Annotated in this window: 17 protein-coding genes; 7 read left to right on the forward strand and 10 right to left on the reverse strand. The window is 52.8% G+C overall.

The window, feature by feature from the left end:
- Positions 1–141: 141 nt before the first annotated feature.
- Complete coding sequence (gene ampE / locus ABIB59_RS21615; RefSeq protein ID WP_354036996.1) at positions 142–996, reverse strand: beta-lactamase regulator AmpE; 855 nt, start codon at positions 994–996, stop codon at positions 142–144.
- Positions 993–1,556, reverse strand: a complete 564-nt coding sequence (gene ampD, locus ABIB59_RS21620) for a 1,6-anhydro-N-acetylmuramyl-L-alanine amidase AmpD (RefSeq protein WP_079497245.1) — start codon at positions 1,554–1,556, stop codon at positions 993–995. The genes ampE and ampD overlap by 4 nt, the downstream gene beginning before the upstream one ends.
- Positions 1,557–1,698: 142 nt before the next feature.
- On the opposite strand from ampD, the gene nadC reads away from it, so the two are divergent.
- The 4 genes from nadC to hofC all read left to right on the forward strand — a co-directional run bounded on the left by nadC (position 1,699) and on the right by hofC (position 5,853).
- Positions 1,699–2,592, forward strand: coding sequence for a carboxylating nicotinate-nucleotide diphosphorylase (nadC, locus tag ABIB59_RS21625; RefSeq protein WP_039078384.1), 894 nt, complete (start codon positions 1,699–1,701; stop codon positions 2,590–2,592).
- 235 nt (positions 2,593–2,827) lie between these two features.
- Positions 2,828–3,265 (forward strand): prepilin peptidase-dependent pilin, encoded by a 438-nt coding sequence (ppdD, locus tag ABIB59_RS21630; RefSeq protein WP_079497247.1) that lies wholly within the window; start codon positions 2,828–2,830, stop codon positions 3,263–3,265.
- Between the two features lie 10 nt (positions 3,266–3,275).
- Positions 3,276–4,661, forward strand: a complete 1,386-nt coding sequence (gspE, locus tag ABIB59_RS21635) for a type II secretion system protein GspE (RefSeq protein ID WP_354036999.1) — start codon at positions 3,276–3,278, stop codon at positions 4,659–4,661.
- Positions 4,651–5,853 carry a protein transport protein HofC gene (hofC, locus tag ABIB59_RS21640; protein ID WP_334749206.1) on the forward strand — a complete coding sequence of 401 codons (1,203 nt, stop codon included), beginning with the start codon at positions 4,651–4,653 and terminating at the stop codon, positions 5,851–5,853. The genes gspE and hofC overlap by 11 nt, the downstream gene beginning before the upstream one ends.
- Before the next feature lie 32 nt (positions 5,854–5,885).
- On the opposite strand, the gene ABIB59_RS21645 is transcribed toward hofC, so the two are convergent.
- Complete coding sequence (locus tag ABIB59_RS21645; protein WP_039078380.1) at positions 5,886–6,929, reverse strand: GMP reductase; 1,044 nt, start codon at positions 6,927–6,929, stop codon at positions 5,886–5,888.
- A 329-nt stretch (positions 6,930–7,258) separates the two neighbouring features.
- On the opposite strand from ABIB59_RS21645, the gene coaE reads away from it, so the two are divergent.
- Genes coaE through yacG form a run of 3 tightly spaced genes read left to right on the forward strand, consistent with a single transcriptional unit; the run spans position 7,259 to position 8,826 of the window.
- On the forward strand, positions 7,259–7,879 hold the full coding sequence (coaE, locus tag ABIB59_RS21650; protein WP_334749207.1) for a dephospho-CoA kinase: 621 nt from the start codon (positions 7,259–7,261) through the stop codon (positions 7,877–7,879).
- Positions 7,879–8,622, forward strand: a complete 744-nt coding sequence (zapD, locus tag ABIB59_RS21655) for a cell division protein ZapD (protein ID WP_354037001.1) — start codon at positions 7,879–7,881, stop codon at positions 8,620–8,622. Before coaE ends, zapD begins: the two co-directional genes overlap by 1 nt.
- Positions 8,623–8,631: 9 nt before the next feature.
- Positions 8,632–8,826 (forward strand): DNA gyrase inhibitor YacG, encoded by a 195-nt coding sequence (gene yacG / locus ABIB59_RS21660; protein ID WP_108702035.1) that lies wholly within the window; start codon positions 8,632–8,634, stop codon positions 8,824–8,826.
- 39 nt (positions 8,827–8,865) lie between these two features.
- On the opposite strand, the gene mutT is transcribed toward yacG, so the two are convergent.
- The 7 genes from mutT to ftsQ form a co-directional block, all read right to left on the reverse strand.
- Entirely contained in the window at positions 8,866–9,255 is a 390-nt protein-coding gene (mutT, locus tag ABIB59_RS21665) for an 8-oxo-dGTP diphosphatase MutT (RefSeq protein ID WP_039078376.1), read from the reverse strand.
- A 58-nt stretch (positions 9,256–9,313) separates the two neighbouring features.
- Complete coding sequence (gene secA / locus ABIB59_RS21670; protein WP_039078375.1) at positions 9,314–12,019, reverse strand: preprotein translocase subunit SecA; 2,706 nt, start codon at positions 12,017–12,019, stop codon at positions 9,314–9,316.
- Between the two features lie 59 nt (positions 12,020–12,078).
- A complete protein-coding gene (gene secM / locus ABIB59_RS21675; protein WP_039078374.1) occupies positions 12,079–12,579 on the reverse strand; it encodes a secA translation cis-regulator SecM in 501 nt (166 codons plus the stop codon).
- Positions 12,580–12,865: 286 nt separating this feature from the next.
- Positions 12,866–13,783 carry a UDP-3-O-acyl-N-acetylglucosamine deacetylase gene (gene lpxC, locus ABIB59_RS21680; RefSeq protein WP_039078373.1) on the reverse strand — a complete coding sequence of 306 codons (918 nt, stop codon included), beginning with the start codon at positions 13,781–13,783 and terminating at the stop codon, positions 12,866–12,868.
- A 100-nt stretch (positions 13,784–13,883) separates the two neighbouring features.
- The gene (ftsZ, locus tag ABIB59_RS21685; RefSeq protein WP_039078372.1) at positions 13,884–15,035 is read right to left on the reverse strand and encodes a cell division protein FtsZ; all 1,152 of its coding nucleotides are present in this window, start codon (positions 15,033–15,035) and stop codon (positions 13,884–13,886) included.
- Positions 15,036–15,094: 59 nt separating this feature from the next.
- Positions 15,095–16,351 carry a cell division protein FtsA gene (ftsA, locus tag ABIB59_RS21690; RefSeq protein ID WP_039078371.1) on the reverse strand — a complete coding sequence of 419 codons (1,257 nt, stop codon included), beginning with the start codon at positions 16,349–16,351 and terminating at the stop codon, positions 15,095–15,097.
- Positions 16,351–17,181: a cell division protein FtsQ gene (ftsQ, locus tag ABIB59_RS21695; RefSeq protein WP_039078370.1), complete on the reverse strand. Its 831-nt coding sequence runs from the start codon at positions 17,179–17,181 to the stop codon at positions 16,351–16,353. Before ftsQ ends, ftsA begins: the two co-directional genes overlap by 1 nt.
- Position 17,182: the final 1 nt, after the last annotated feature.

The following is a 17,182-nucleotide window of genomic DNA, read 5'->3' on the forward strand; positions in this document are numbered from 1 at the left end:
ATTTATACTCTACATCATTCTGGTTGCAGGAAGGCGGCAAGTCAGTAAATCCCCAGGAGCATAGATAACTTTGTGACTGGGGTGCGCTGAAGTAGCCAACGCACATGCAGCCTGAAGTATGACGAGTATAACGGCACGTGGTTACATCAGCGTGCCGTAAATGGTTAACAGCGCCACCACCACCACCATCACGAACGAGGTTTTTTTGGCCATTGAGACGGCGGCTTTTGGTGTCTCGACTTTATCCATATGCGGCTCGCGGGCCAGCGAGAACTGCGCAAGACACGTTAGTACATGATATTGCGAAGAATGCCGGTCGGTCAGCGAGGCAAACCATGCTGGCAGTGCCTTTTCGCCATGGCCGATCAACGCATAAACCACGCCCGCCAGGCGCACCGGGATCCAGTCCAGCACGTGTAAAATCGCGTCGATTCCGGACTGCTGGCGTTCATTCGGCGTCTGATAGCGAGCCAGCCAGGATTGCCATGCACGCAAAAAGCTGTAGCCAACCAGCGTCACAGGCCCCCATATTCCACCGACGATAAACCAGAACAGCGGTGCCAGATAATAACGAAAGTTGATCCACAAAAGCGCATTTTGCAGCTCGCACAGGTACTCCCGTTCATTACAGCCCGGCGGTATACCATGAATCAACGTGAGCTCATTCGCCATGGCATTATGGGCGTGGCTGTCATTGCGCGCGGCCGCTTTGAGGTAAGCATGGTAATGCAGACGCACTTTTCCAGCACCGATACACAAAAGCCCCAGCAGGATCCACACCACCAGCAGTGGCACATTGAAAAAGAGCCCCTCCAGCGCCTGAAAAATGAGGAAGGTCACCAGCATGGCGACCACCGCCATCAGGAGCGTTCTCAGCATAGAGTAGTGTTTGACCCGGCGGAACAACACTTCCAGGCGATGATCCAGTTGCCAGTGTTCTCCGAGTTTAAAAAGCCGCTCGGCAATAAGAACCAGCAGCATGGTAAACAGTGTCATGACATCTCCTTATCTGATTCAGCCGCCACCAGCCCGCGAAATCGTGGCCAGTCAAACGCCGGACCGGGATCGGTTTTGCGCTCAGGGGCGATATCGCTGTGCCCGGTCATGTTGCTGGCAATCGAGGGATAAAGCGAAATCAAAGCGTGGGTAACGTTCGCCAGTTGCTGATATTGGGCGTCGGTATAGGGCTGATTGTCTGTGCCTTCCAGCTCAATGCCGATGGAAAAATCATTGCAGCGTTCCCGCCCCTGATAACGCGACACTCCCGCATGCCAGGCTCGCTTATCAAACGGCACATATTGAACGACTTCACCGTCACGACGAATCAGGCAATGAGCGGAGACGCGCAGATGAACGATCTCAGCAAAAAAAGGATGAGCGTCAGGATCCAACGTACCGGTAAACAGCGCATCGATCCACGGTCCGCCAAATTCACCGGGAGGCAGGCTGATATTGTGGACCACGAGCAACGAAGGGGTTTCACCGTCCGGGCGGCAATCAAAATGCGGAGAAGGTACGCGACGCGCATCCGCCAGCCAGCCCTCATTTAACTGCATGCAGGATCTCCTTAATTATGGTGCTCAAACACGCTCTAGAGTAGCATGTTCAGACGCTGTCCGGTCATTGTATGTTGACGAAACGTGCAATGACAGGACACTGTCTAACTTTCTGATTCGTTACCCTTTTTGGAGTTTTATCATGCCGCCTCGCCGTTACAACCCCGATCTTCGACGTGACGCGCTTTTGCAACGCATTGAACTGGACATCCCCGCTGCCGTCGCGCAGGCCCTGCGCGAAGATTTGGGTGGAGAAGTGGATGCGAACAACGATATTACCGCGCAATTATTGCCGCCGGATAACCGCTCTCATGCGGTGATCATTACCCGCGAAAAAGGCGTGTTCTGCGGTAAGCGTTGGGTCGAAGAGGTCTTTATTCAGCTAGCTGGCGACGATGTTCGTGTCACCTGGCATGTCGCCGATGGCGATGCGGTGACGCCAAACCAGCCGTTGTTTGAACTGGAAGGCCCCTCACGCGTTCTTCTCACCGGAGAGCGCACGGCGCTTAACTTCGTGCAAACACTGTCGGGTGTTGCCAGCGAAGTAAGCCGCTATGTCGCCTTGCTGGACGGAACCAAAACACAGTTGCTGGATACGCGTAAAACCCTGCCCGGCCTGCGTACCGCGCTGAAATATGCGGTTCTGTGCGGCGGCGGCGCGAATCATCGTCTGGGGCTCTCCGACGCGTTCCTGATTAAAGAAAACCACATTATCGCTGCTGGTTCCGTTCGACAGGCCGTCGAGAAAGCCTTCTGGCTGCATCCTGACGTTCCGGTTGAAGTGGAAGTGGAAACGCTGGAAGAGCTGGATGATGCCCTGAAAGCCGGTGCCGATATCATCATGCTGGACAACTTCGATACGCCGATGATGCGCGAAGCGGTAAAACGCACCAATGGCCAGGCGCGTCTGGAAGTTTCCGGCAACGTCACGTTCGAGACTATCCGTGAATTTGCCGAAACGGGCGTCGATTTTATCTCTGTCGGTGCATTAACCAAGCATGTCCACGCGCTGGACCTGTCGATGCGTTTTCGCTGATACCCCATAGCCCGATGGCGTCTCTCTGTCGGGCTTATCCTTCTCTTTTTCCCCTGCAAGGTAAAGCCCTTACGCCACGTTATGACTCGTTTTTCGTAAAGCCTCGCAAATCTGTTGTTCAATCCTGCAAGCTGCTCAAAAACGGCTGAAGCTCCGTTCCCGTTTCGTTTTTCGACCCTCGCAGGCCATTCCTTATGTTTGCCAAAGTAACGCCACCTAACTCAAGGAGCGAACAATGGACAAGCAACGAGGCTTCACCCTTATCGAACTGATGGTGGTCATTGGCATTATTGCTATTTTGAGCGCAATCGGCATTCCGGCGTATCAGAACTACCTGCGCAAAGCCGCACTCACCGACATGCTGCAAACCTTTATCCCCTATCGTACGGCCGTTGAGCTATGCGCACTGGAGCGTGGCGGCGTCACAGGTTGCGAGGGTGGCACTAACGGTATCCCTGCCCCCACCACCACCCGCTATGTTTCAGCCATGACCATCAGCAAAGGAGTGATTACCCTCACCGGCCAGGAGAGCCTGACGGGCCTGAGCGTAGTCATGACGCCGCAGTGGAATGCGGGCAACGGTATGTCGGGCTGGGCACGTAGCTGCACGGTGGCCGATAACGGCGCGCTGAAACAGGCCTGTGAAGATGTCTTCCGTGGAAACAGTAACTAAGGGACAGCCCATGCGCCAGGATAAACTCACCACGCTGTGCAAACGCCACCATGCCTGCCTGCTTAACTGTGATGAAAAGATACTGACCATTGCCGTCGTGGGCGATCCCTCATCGGAACTACTTGAAGCGCTACGTTTCGCGACACAAAAACGCATTGATATCGAATGCTGGACGCAGGAGCAGATGGACAGCCATCATCAACAGTCTGTAGAAGCGCAATCTCTCGTCCCCGTAGAGGATTCAGGTTCAGCGGTCGAATTACTTGACCAGACGCTGCAACAGGCGCTTAGCCAGAGGGCATCCGATATCCATTTTGAACCCGCGGAACATACCTATCGCATCCGGCTGCGCGTTGATGGCGTACTGCATGCGTTGCCTCTGATTCCCGGCGCGCTCGCCAACACGCTGACCGCACGACTGAAAGTATTAGGTAATCTGGATATTGCCGAACGCAGGCTGCCGCAAGACGGGCAATTCAGCACCACGCTTAACGGGCAGAATGTCTCGTTTCGCATTGCCACCCTGCCGTGCCGACACGGTGAAAAAGTGGTACTGAGGTTGTTACATCAGGTAAGTCAGGCACTCGACCTTCATCAGCTAGGAATGACCCACTCCCAACTGGCGCAATTCCAGCAGGCTTTGAACAAACCCCAGGGATTGCTACTGGTCACCGGCCCCACGGGCAGTGGAAAAACCGTCACCCTCTACAGTGCGTTGCAGGCTCGCAATAAGCCTGAGATCAATCTCTGCAGCGTGGAAGATCCGATTGAGATCCCGCTTACTGGCCTGAATCAGACACAGATTAACCCACGCGCCGGGTTGACCTTCCAGAGTGTATTACGGGCGCTTTTGCGACAGGATCCGGATGTCATTATGGTCGGTGAGATCCGCGATGGCGAAACGGCTGAAATCGCCATCAAGGCCGCGCAAACCGGGCATCTGGTCCTCTCAACACTTCACACCAACTCAACAGCCGAAACACTGGTACGCATCCAGCAAATGGGGGTTGCCCGCTGGATGATCTCCTCCGCGCTCTCGTTGGTTGTCGCACAGCGGCTGGTGCGAAAGTTGTGCCCCCACTGCCACGGTCGGGAACACGAGAATATTAACCTGCCGACATCACTCTGGCCGCGCCCATTACCGCGCTGGGTATCAAAGGGCTGTGAGCGTTGTTATCACGGATTTTATGGGCGATTCGCGCTTTTTGAGGTTCTGGAAGTAGACGGGGAACTGCGTCAGGCTATTGCCAGTGGGCTCCCTGCCAGCGACATTGAAAGGCAATCTCGTTCGGCGGGCATGATGACGCTGTTCCAGAACGGCTGTATGGCGGTAGAAAACGGGATCACTACTTTTGAAGAGCTGGTTCGCGTATTGGGTATGCCCGATGGCGACTAAACAACTCTGGCAGTGGGCCGGGCTTGACGATAACGGTGAACGGCACGAAGGCGCTTACTGGGCAGAACAGCGCAGCGATGCACTGTTCGCTTTGCAACAGCAATGCCTTCATCCCCTCTCTCTACGCCGTCGCCCTGTACGCCAGGCACAGTGGCGCGGTGAACACAGTAGCGAGGTCATCCACCAGCTTGCCACATTGCTGCAGGCTGGTCTGACGCTGCCGGATGGCCTGCAGTTGCTGGCCAAACAGCAGCCTTCTGTTCAGTGGCAGGCGCTATTACAGACACTGGCCGAAAACCTGGCACAGGGCGAGACATTCTCTGGTGCGCTGTCGCGCTGGCCGGAGGTCTTTCCACCCCTTTACCAGGCAATGATACGAACAGGTGAGCTTACGGGGAAGCTCGATGAGTGCTGCTTTAAACTCGCTGCGCAGCAAAAAACACAGCTTGCCCTGACGCGGAAAGTGAAAAAAGCGCTGCGTTATCCACTTATTGTGCTGACATTAGCCTTCATCGTAGTGCTGGCGATGATCTATTTCGTACTCCCGGAATTTGCCACCATTTACCAGACATTTAACACGCCGTTGCCTGCCCTCACGCGTGGGGTGCTTGCGTGTGCGGATATCCTGCAGCAAGTCAGCCTTCCGTTAGCCATTATCAGCCTGCTTCTGGCAATTCTGTTGGGGCGTTTACAGAAACAGTCAGGCTGGCTGCGTTATCAGCAGCGTATTCTGCTGGCGTGCCCGCTGATAGGGCAACTTGTTCTTGGGCAGAAGCTCAGCCAGATCTTTACCGTGCTATCGCTGACGCAGCGTGCTGGCATCGCCTTCTTACAAGGTCTGGAGAGCGTCAAAGAAACGCTCACATGTCCATGGTGGCGAGATATTGTTGATGCTATACATCAGGATATTACACAGGGTCAGTCGATTTCAGCGGCATTCAGCGCCAGAGGGGTTTTTACGCCACTTTGCATTCAACTGGTCAGTACGGGGGAAGCCTCAGGCGCGCTGGACGCAATGTTATTTAATCTGGCGATGCATCATAGTGAACAGACGCAACATCAGGCCGACGGGCTGGCCTCCATGCTGGAGCCTTTACTGCTGGTTGTGACAGGAATTATTGTCGGCACACTGATCGTGGCCATGTATCTGCCGATTTTCCATCTGGGAGATGCGATGAGTGGAATGGGATGAAACAGGCGCAGCAAACTGCGCCTGTAAACCGATTAAAGGCTATTGAAAACGCGGTTTTCTTGCTCCTGAACGCGGATAAAGGTAGTGCGTTTGGTCAGCTCTTTCAGGCGAGATGCGCCCACATAAGTACAGGCGGAACGCAAGCCACCAAGGATATCGCGCGCGGTATTTTCGACCGGGCCGCGTAGTTTCAACTTAACGGTTTTACCTTCTGCCGCACGGTACTGAGCAACCCCACCAACGTGACGGGTCATCGCCGACTCAGAACTCATACCATAGAACAGCATGAATTTTTCACCGTTTTCGTCAACCACGGTACCGCCGCTTTCTTCGTGCCCTGCTAACATTCCACCGAGCATGACAAAATCAGCGCCGCCGCCAAAAGCTTTCGCCACATCGCCAGGCACGGTACAGCCGCCATCGCTAACGATTTGACCGCCCAAGCCATGTGCTGCATCGGCACACTCAATCACAGCGGAAAGCTGAGGATAACCGACACCGGTTTTCACACGTGTGGTGCAAACAGAACCCGGACCGATACCGACTTTGACAATATCCGCACCGGAGAGAATCAGCTCTTCACACATTTCGCCTGTTACTACGTTACCTGCGCAGATCGTTTTGTTCGGCCAGGCTTCGCGCGCTTTCGACACAAACTGTACGAAGTGCTCGGAATAACCATTCGCGACATCAATGCAGACGAAATTCAACTGGGAGTGCAGCGCCAGAATTTGTTTAGTTTTTTCAAAGTCAGCATCTGAGGTACCTGTTGATACCATTACATGACGCAATACATCGTCAGATTCGCGCTGAACAAATGCTTTCCAGTCTTCGACAGAATAATGTTTATGTACTGCGGTCAGAATATCGAACGAAGCCAGCGCTTTCGCCATAGCAAAGGTGCCAACGGTATCCATATTGGCTGCAATTACCGGTACGCCAGACCAGTTCTGTCCTGAATGCTTAAAGGTAAACTCGCGTTCCAGCTCAACATCGGAACGGCTTTTGAGGGTAGAGCGTTTAGGGCGGATAAGAACGTCTTTAAAGCCTAATTTCAGATCTTCTTCAATACGCATGTGCGGATTCCTGGGGTTAATGGCGAACAACGCAGACTTGCAAACACACAACTCCAGTGACGCTATCATACGCACTAATCAGGACTCCGCAAGACTGCGAAATTCTCTTTTTTTACGCTACAATCCTATAAATTTACCTGGTGAAAGGGCAAGATTAGCCGCATTTGCGAAAGTTCATCTTGCTCAAATTATAACCTACTGATTCACATGATAAATGCATTATTATTTTTCCGCGTTTCGCTTACTGGCGACCTTCGTAAAGCAAACTGGCAAAATTAAAAATGTGTGGGTTATGATTTTTTTTACCGACTATTTTGAGATCAGGCGCTATGGGGTATACGGTCGCGTTAACCGGAGGTATTGGTAGCGGCAAAAGCACGGTCGCTGATGCCTTCGCCCGTTTGGGTGTTGATATTGTCGATGCAGATATTATTGCCCGCCAGGTTGTTGAACCGGGCTCTGTTGCATTACAAGCCATCGCCGAACATTTTGGTTCAGACATCCTCACACCTGAGGGTTCACTGAACCGTCGCTTATTACGCGAACGCATTTTTGCTTCCCCAGCCGAGAAAAACTGGCTCAATGGTTTGCTGCACCCATTAATACATCAGCAAACCCAGCGACAAATTGCCGGGGCTACTTCACCCTATGTGTTGTGGGTTGTTCCTTTGTTGGTTGAAAACCACTTACAGAACAAAGCCGACCGGGTATTGGTTATCGACGTCTCACCAGAGACGCAAATTTTGCGAACGATGCAGCGTGACGGCGTAAGCCGTGAAAATGCTGAGCATATTCTGGCGGCGCAAGCGACACGTGAAGCACGCCTTGCCGTTGCGGATGATATTATTGACAATAATGGCGCACCAGATGCAATTGCATCGGATGTTGCCCGCCTGCATGCGGCTTATCTGAGCTATGCATCACAGGCAGTTTCACAGGAAAACCCTTAATGCAGACCCACGTCCTATTTGAACACCCGCTCAATGAAAAGATGCGCACCTGGCTGCGTATCGAATTCCTGCTCCAGCAACTCACTGCCCACCTTCCTCTTGCCGATCATGCAGATGCGCTGCATTTCTTCCGCAATGCCGGTGAGTTATTAGATATTTTCGAGCGTGGTGACACACGTACCGAATTGCTTAAAGAGCTGGAACGCCAGCAACGTAAATTAAAAGCCTGGGCCGAAGTGCCTGGTGTTGATCAGGGACGTATCGATGCCATTCGCCAACAGTTAAAAGAGACCAGCACCATGCTGATGGCAGCCCCCCGGATTGGGCAGTTGCTGCGTGAAGACCGTCTCATCGGCCTGGTCCGCCAGCGTCTGAGTATACCGGGCGGCTGTTGCAGCTTTGATTTGCCCACCCTGCATGTCTGGCTGCATTTGCCACAGGTTCAGCGTGACGAGCAGGTGAATATCTGGCTGTCCAGCCTGACGCCACTCAATCATACGTTGTCACTGATTCTGGATTTGATCCGCAACTCAGCTCCGTTCCGTAAGCAAACCAGTCTGAACGGTTTTTACCAGGATAATGGTGAAGATGCCGATCTGCTTCGCCTGCACCTGGATTTAGACAGCCAGTTATTCCCACAGATTTCGGGGCATAAAAGTCGTTTCGCCATTCGTTTCCTGCCGCTCGATAGTGAAAATGGCATCATCCCGGAACGCCTGGATTTCGAACTGGCTTGTTGTTAAGGAGAAATGATGTCAGACGCAACGCGTGTTAATTGCCCGACCTGCGGCAAAAGCGTGATATGGAGCGAAACCAGCCCGTTTCGCCCGTTCTGTTCAAAACGCTGCCAGTTAATAGACCTGGGTGAATGGGCTGCGGAAGAAAAGCGCATCCCGAGTGCAGGGGATCTTTCCGACAGTGACGACTGGAGTGAAGAACAGCAGTAAATGACAAGGTGGCGGGAAGCCCCGCCACACTTTGCGCCATCAGGCGTTTGCCAGTTTTGAGATGACTGGCTCATTAGCGGGTGGGAACTCATCTGCCAGCAGTTGAGTCTGATGGACCCAACGCCCAGGCTGCCCTTCTTTTCCCCACGGTTCCCCTTCCCACTGCTCAACAAGATAAAACCAGAGCGTAATGTGGCGATCCGGGAAACGATATTCCAGTTTATCGAACAGGCTGGCCGCACCAGCTTTGATACCCACTTCTTCGTGCAGCTCACGGATAACCGCTTGTTCAGGTGTTTCACCTTCTTCGATCTTGCCGCCAGGAAATTCCCATTTATTCGCCATATGCGCATCGGCTGCGCGCTGGGTAATAAAGATTTCTCCCTGTGGATTGCGAATAATTCCGACGGCGATTTGCAGTATTTTCATTGTCGTTACTCCATAAAAAAGGCGCAGATATCTGCGCCTTTCTTTATTTATTCGTGCCTTAGCTCAGACGGCCATGGCACTGTTTGTATTTTTTACCTGACCCGCAAGGACAAGGGTCGTTGCGACCGACTTTACGATCGCCAGTCTGTGCAGCCAGTGCTGCCGCCGCCTCAGATTCATCATCACGGTGGCTAAGTTGCTGCATCTGCGCCAGACGCTCTGCTTCTTCGCGGCGCTGCTGCTCCATTGCTTCAACTTCTTCCGGCATACGTACCTGAACTTTACTCAGGGTGCTGATCACTTCATATTTCAGCGACTCCAGCATCGCGGCGAACATAGAGAAAGATTCGCGCTTGTACTCCTGCTTCGGATCTTTTTGCGCATAGCCACGTAAATGGATCCCCTGACGCAGATAGTCCATCGCCGCCAGGTGCTCTTTCCACAATGAGTCCAGCGTTTGCAGCATGACGCCTTTTTCGAAGTGGCGCATCATCTCCGCGCCAACAACCTCTTCTTTGCGAGCATAGACTTCAACTGCCTGAGCAAGGATACGCTCACGCAGGGTCTCTTCATGCAATTCTGGCTCTTTATCCAGCCACTCAGCAATCGGCAGATCGAGGTCGAAATCATTTTTCAGGCGTTCCTGCAAGCCAGGAATATCCCACATTTCTTCCAGCGACTGCGGTGGAATGTGAGCGTCGATAGTCGCTTTGAACACATCCTCACGAATGCTGTTAATGGTCTCGCTCACATCAGAGACATCCAACAGTTCATTACGCTGGGTGTAGATTGCGCGACGCTGATCGTTCGCCACGTCATCATATTCCAGCAGCTGTTTACGGATATCGAAGTTGCGGCTTTCCACTTTACGTTGCGCGTTGGCAATCGCCTTGGTCACCCATGGGTGTTCAATCGCTTCGCCCGGTTTCATACCCAGTTTACGCATCATGCTCGAAACACGATCGGAGGCAAAAATACGCATCAGCGCATCTTCCATCGACAGGTAGAAGCGGGATGAGCCCGGGTCACCCTGACGACCAGAACGGCCACGCAACTGGTTATCGATACGGCGTGATTCGTGACGCTCGGTACCAATGATATGCAGGCCGCCCGCAGCCAGAACGGCATCATGACGCACCTGCCAGTCCGCTTTGATCTTCGCGATCTGCTCCGGCGTCGGGTCGGTCAGCTCGGCGACTTCTGCCTGCCAGCTACCACCCAACACAATATCGGTACCACGACCAGCCATGTTAGTTGCGATCGTTACCGCTGCGGTATAACCCGCCTGAGCAACGATATCTGCTTCTTTGGCGTGGAATTTCGCGTTCAGTACGTTGTGTTTGATACCCGCTTTCGTCAGCTCATTTGAAACCACTTCGGATTTCTCAATGGAGATCGTACCCACCAGCACCGGCTGGCCTGCGGCGGTACGCTCACGAATATCTTCGATAATCGCCTGAATTTTTTCCGCCTCGGTCATGTAGACCAGATCCGGCATATCTTTACGGATCATCGGACGGTTGGTCGGCACCACCACGGTGTCGAGTTTATAAATAGAACTGAACTCGAATGCTTCGGTATCCGCAGTACCGGTCATCCCCGCCAGTTTCTCGTACAGACGGAAGTAGTTCTGGAAGGTAATAGAAGCCAGCGTCTGGTTTTCGTTCTGAATATCCACACCTTCTTTGGCTTCCACAGCCTGGTGCAGGCCATCAGACCAGCGGCGGCCCTGCATGGTACGACCGGTGTGTTCATCGACGATAATAACTTCGCCGTCTTTAACAATGTAATCCACGTCACGGGTGAACAAAGCGTGCGCGCGCAGCGCTGCGGTAACATGGTGCATCAGCATAATGTTACCCGGCGAGTACAGTGACTCACCTTCATCCATGATGCCTTCTTTAACCAGCAGCTCTTCAATCAGCACCAGACCACGTTCGGTCAGGTTAACCTGACGCGCCTTCTCATCAACGGAGAAGTGGCCTTCGCCCTGGAAAGTATCGGAATCTTCCTTCTCCTGACGAATCAGATGCGGGATGATTTTGTTCACTTTTTTGTACATTTCCGAGCTGTCTTCAGCCGGGCCGGAAATGATCAGCGGTGTACGTGCTTCATCAATGAGGATGGAGTCCACCTCATCCACCAGCGCATAGTGCAGTTTGCGCTGTACGCGTTCTTCAGGGCTGAACGCCATGTTGTCGCGCAGGTAGTCAAAACCGTATTCGTTGTTAGTACCGTAGGTGATATCTGCGGCATACGCTTCACGCTTCGCCACAGACGGCATCCCCGGCAGGTTGATACCGACGGTCATGCCCAGGAATTCGAACAACGGACGGTTGTTTTCGGCGTCACGTTGCGCCAGATAGTCGTTCACGGTGACCACGTGGACACCTTTGCCGCTCAGCGCGTTCACATAAGCAGGCAGCGTCGCGGTCAGCGTTTTACCTTCACCGGTACGCATCTCTGCGATGCAGCGTTCATTCAATACCATGCCGCCGAGTAACTGGACGTCGAAGTGGCGCATACCGAAGACACGTTTACTGGCTTCGCGCACGACGGCAAACGCTTCCGGGATCAGGCTTTCAACCGTTTCGCCTTTTTCCAGACGGCCACGAAATTCCGCTGTTTTTGCTTTCAGTTCGTCGTCTGACAGCTTTTCCATTTCCGGCTCCATCGCATTGATGATGCCGACTGCTTTGCGCATACGACGCAGTGTACGATCGTTACGACTACCGAATACTTTTGTTAATAATTTGATAAGCATAATAAAATCTCAAACGCCCCGCTCTGCGGAGTCACAAAATTAGTTGAAGGATAAATTTTTCAGCTAAGGCGTTGAGGTCCCGCACGGATGCCCTGTACCTGGCTAATCCAGGCCCGGACGCTAAACGCGGAATGGGTGGGGAAATCAGTATCAAATGTCTGGCTAACACTTGCTGCCGGCCTCTGCTCCTGGGTCAGCAGTGCACTGAGCGTATCCAGCAGAGCGAGATGATGCGCCTGCAAAGGCAGCGGTTCTTCCACGACGGGTAATGCCTGAGGCGCCATCGCAAAAGAGAGATGCCGAATAACGGTACGGATAGCATGCTGATGCCAGTAATCAACAGTGAAGCTTGGGCGACGAGTTCCTTCAAGCAACGCGAGGTTGGTGAAGTTGACGCTGCCAGCGCCTTCATGATTACGCGTCGTCGCTTTGGCCGGTTCAGTGTGGTTGCTGTTGCTGAGCGCAGGCATGCCAAAGCTTGCCGCGACCATCCCTAATAAGAGATGCGGCCAGAAATAACGTCTGCCAAATTGTCGCCAGCGCGTCAGAATTCCGCTCACTCATCCACCAAAAAAATCACTGTTGCCCGTTTTTTACTTCGGTACGCGTTATTTTGCGCAAAGATATTACCATTAATGCAGCGGGAGGACAGCGATTATAAGGCGCTCTGAGGGATAAAAACGGCCAGGAAAGCAGCGATCGCGCTCATTGAATGGTAAAAACAATCTTCATGAACCAAAGCGAGGCAAAAGTACAGATTTTAAAATAAAAAACGACTGGCACTCCTGGCAGGAGAGAGTGTGCCAGGCGGACCAGTCGAATTCAGGTCTTACTTATTGTCTGGTATTACGCCAGAACCATCGTCGGTGCTTTGAACGCCAATGGCAGTTCCGCATCGTCTTCGAAGGTCACAAATTCCCAGGCTTCCTGTTTCGCCAGGACCGCCTGCAACAGTTTGTTGTTCAGCGCGTGACCAGATTTATATGCGGTAAACGCACCGATGATATTGTGACCACACATGAACAAGTCACCAATCGCGTCGAGCATTTTGTGACGAACGAATTCGTCTTCAAAACGCAGGCCGTCTTCGTTCAATACGCGATAATCGTCAACAACGATGGCACAATCGAAGCTACCGCCCAGGCACAAACCACGGGACTGCAGATATTCGATATCACGCATGAAACCGAAGGTACGCGCGCGGCTAATCTGGCGCATAAACGCGTCGGCAGAAAAGTTCATCGCGTAACGCTGGGTGCTGGCATCAATGGCCGGGTGGTTAAAGTCGATGGTGAAATCGAGAGAGAAACCGTTAAACGGTTTAAACTCTGCCCATTTATCACCGTCTTCAACGCGGACCGTCTCTTTGATTCGCACGAATTTCTTCGCACTGCGCAGCTCTTCGATGCCTGCGTCCAGCAGAAGATAAACGAACGGTGCAGCACTACCATCCATAATCGGGATTTCCGGCGCATCGACTTCAACAATAATGTTGTCGATACCCAGCCCGGCCAGAGCAGCATTAAGGTGCTCTACGGTTGAAATCCGCACGTCATGCTCGTTCACCAGACACGTACAGAGCATTGTATCACGCACAGATTTAGCATCAGCCGGGAAATCTACCGGTGGATTCAAGTCAGTGCGACGATAGATGACCCCGGTGTTGGCCGGCGCAGGGCGCAACGTCAGTGTGACTTTCTTGCCGGTATGTAAACCGACACCAGTCGCCTGAACGATACGTTTAAGTGTCCTTTGTTTGATCATCGTATAATCTCGCCTAATTAACTATCCAACCGAAGTGTACTACACAATCGGTGGGGCAGTTTAGCACAAAGAGCGAAGATGCCCAACTTCCAGCGTATTCTTAATCAGCTTGCTTACGCAAAAACGCTGGAATATCCAGGTAATCCGGTTCTTTAGTCGTCTGCGGCGTATTGTCGTTGACCACTTTAGACTGAGGTTTCTGCTCCTGCTGCATCGTTGACATGCCATGCTGCTGGTAGCGGTCCATCACCGGTTGCTGCTGCTGTTTGTTGGTCACCAGAGTAATTTCTGGACGTTTGTCCATACCAATACCGGTTGCAACAACAGTCACACGCAGCTCATCATTCATATCCGGATCCAACGATGTACCAATAACAACAGTAGCATTGTCAGAAGCGAATGCACGAATAGTGTTACCCACCGTTTCGAACTCATCGAGACGCAGGTCGAAGCCCGCGGTGATGTTAACCAGCACGCCGCGCGCACCAGACAGATCGATATCTTCCAGCAGCGGAGAGGAGATCGCCATTTCCGCAGCTTCTTCAGCGCGGTCTTCGCCTCTCGCGACACCAGAGCCCATCATGGCATAGCCCATTTCGGACATCACGGTACGCACGTCAGCAAAGTCGACGTTCATCAGACCCGGACGGGTAATCAGTTCGGCGATACCCTGCACCGCGCCTTTCAGTACGTCGTTAGCCGCACCGAATGCATCCAGCAGAGAGATACCACGACCGAGAACTTTCAGCAGTTTATCGTTCGGGATTGTAATCAACGAGTCCACATGTTTGGACAGCTCGGCGATACCCTGTTCAGCAAATGCCATACGCTTCTTGCCTTCAAAATTGAAAGGCTTGGTCACGACAGCAACCGTCAGGATACCCAAATCTTTAGCCACTTCTGCAACGACCGGTGCCGCACCCGTGCCGGTGCCGCCGCCCATACCCGCTGCGATAAAGACCATGTCTGCACCATCAAGCGCAGCGCGCAGTGCTTCACGGTCTTCTTCAGCCGCATTACGACCGACTTCCGGGTTAGCCCCAGCGCCCAGACCTTTGGTGATACCACCACCGATCTGAATGGTCTGACCCACCGCAGTCTTACGCAACGCTTGCGCGTCGGTATTCACTGCGAAGAATTCAACACCCTCAATGCGCTCGCGCACCATGTGTTCAACGGCATTACCGCCGCCGCCACCGACGCCGATGACTTTAATCACCGCGTCGTTGGTCAGTTCCATAGGTTCAAACATAATTTCTCTCCGTTTTGTGCCTGTCGCCTGAGACCGCTAATGTTTTCGGTCTCTGAAAATTAAAATTCTTTACGCAGCCAGCTGTTGATTCGTTTAAACCACGAGCCGACTGATGCACGTTTTTCCACTTCTGCTTCACCACTGAGATGGGTTTCTTTCCCGTAGTGCAGCAATCCCACTGCCGTTGAGTAGTACGGCTCCTGGGCGTAATCCGTTAAACCTGTAATATTGAGCGGCGCACCAATACGCACCTGCGTATGGAATACGCGCTGAGCACAGGCCGCAAGACCTTCAATTTGCGCTGCTCCGCCCGTTAACACAATCCCCGCCGCCAGATGATGTTTCACCCCTTGCTGACGAAGCTGCTCTTGTAACTGCAAAATCTCATCATTCACCAGATTGAGCAACTCGGTATAACGCGGCTCAATCACGTCGGCCAGCGTCTGGCGCTGCAAACTGCGCGGTGGACGCCCACCTACACTCGGTACTTCGACGCTTTCGTCTTTACCTACAATGGAGCCCAGTGCGCAACCATGGCGAACTTTAATGGCTTCAGCATCGCTGGGTGGCGTACCGAACGCATAAGCGATATCGCTGGTCACGACATTCCCCGCATACGGGATCACTTTCGTATGGCGCAGCGCTCCGCCTGTATAAACGGCCATGTCCATTGTACCACCACCGATGTCTACAACGCAGACACCCAGCTCACGTTCATCTTCCGTCAATACGGAATAACTGGACGCCAGTCCGGCGAAAATAAGTTGGTCAACTTTCAGACCACAACGTTCCACGGCTTTAACAATGTTTTTCGCCATATCGTTATGGCAAGTGATCAGATGTACTTTCGCCTGCATACGCACACCCGAAAGACCTACCGGGTTTTTGATACCTTCCTGGTAATCAATGGCATATTCCTGAGGAATGACATGCAGAACGCGGTGTTCATCACGCACACGCACCGATTTCGCCGTGTGCACCACATTTTCTACATCTTCCTGTGTCACTTCCTCTTCTGAAATCGGCACCATACCAATTTCATTCTGGCAGCTAATATGTTTACCCGATAACGCCAGATAAACAGAGGAAATCTGGCAATCTGCCATCAATTCGGCCTGATCGATGGCGCGCTGAACGCATTTCACCACAGATTCCAGGTCGTTAACGCCACCTTTATCCATACCACGGGACGGGCAGCTTCCCACTCCGATGATATTGATCATACCGTCGGGCAGAACTTCCCCTACCAAAGCGGCTACCTTCGCGGTACCAATCTCCAGTCCTACTACCAGTTTTCTGTCCGTCGCCTTGATCATTATTGTTCTGCCTGTGCCTGATTCTGTTGCTGATTAGGGTCCTGAACTGGGGCCGGCTTCCAACCTACCGCCGCGCCAGAGTCATAGCGTAAATCCACGTAACTGATTTCTTTGTGATCCGCCTGCGCCTGCTGTTGCAGAACCGGATACAGTTCGACAAAGCGCGCCAGGCGTTTCATCGTATCGCCACGGCCGAGGTTGAGCTTAATATCGTTATTTAGCGTCACCTGCCACGACCGCCGGGCAGTCATCGCCGCCTCTTTCAACGTGAATTTATCCTTCGCCAGCACCTGCCCCATGTCATGGAAGCCCTGTAAAACTTCGCTCTCACTCCCTTCCGGGCCATACAGCATGGGTAAAACCTGCTTGCTGGTTCGATCCGCAGGAACGCTGAACGAATTACCGTCCATGTCCACCATATGCTGATCATTCCAACGTGCTATGGGCACATATTCAACCAGATGAATCTTCAATTCATCAGGCCATTGCTTTCTGACACTCGCCTGCTTTATCCAGGGCAGACGTTCAATCTGGCTCTGGATAATATTGACATCCTGCGTCATAAACGTGCCGGGTGCGCCAAGCGCCAGAATTGACTGGCGAATGTCGTCGTTGCGGGTGTAATGACGATCGCCTGTCAGCACCAGCTTCGACAACGGTAAACGTTGCGCATCTTCCATCCAGCCCAGGACTACCCAGCCGCTAGCCAACACGGTACACAACACCGTCAGCAGGAACAGGATTCCTGCAAGACGCGTTCCATTATTACGACGGGAGGAAGGCATTTCCTCGACATCGCGATTTCTCGTGTTCAGCGCAGCCTGAGACATA

This window comes from Citrobacter sp. UYEF32 (assembly GCF_040546205.1).
Classification (GTDB): Bacteria; Pseudomonadota; Gammaproteobacteria; order Enterobacterales; family Enterobacteriaceae; genus Phytobacter; species Phytobacter diazotrophicus.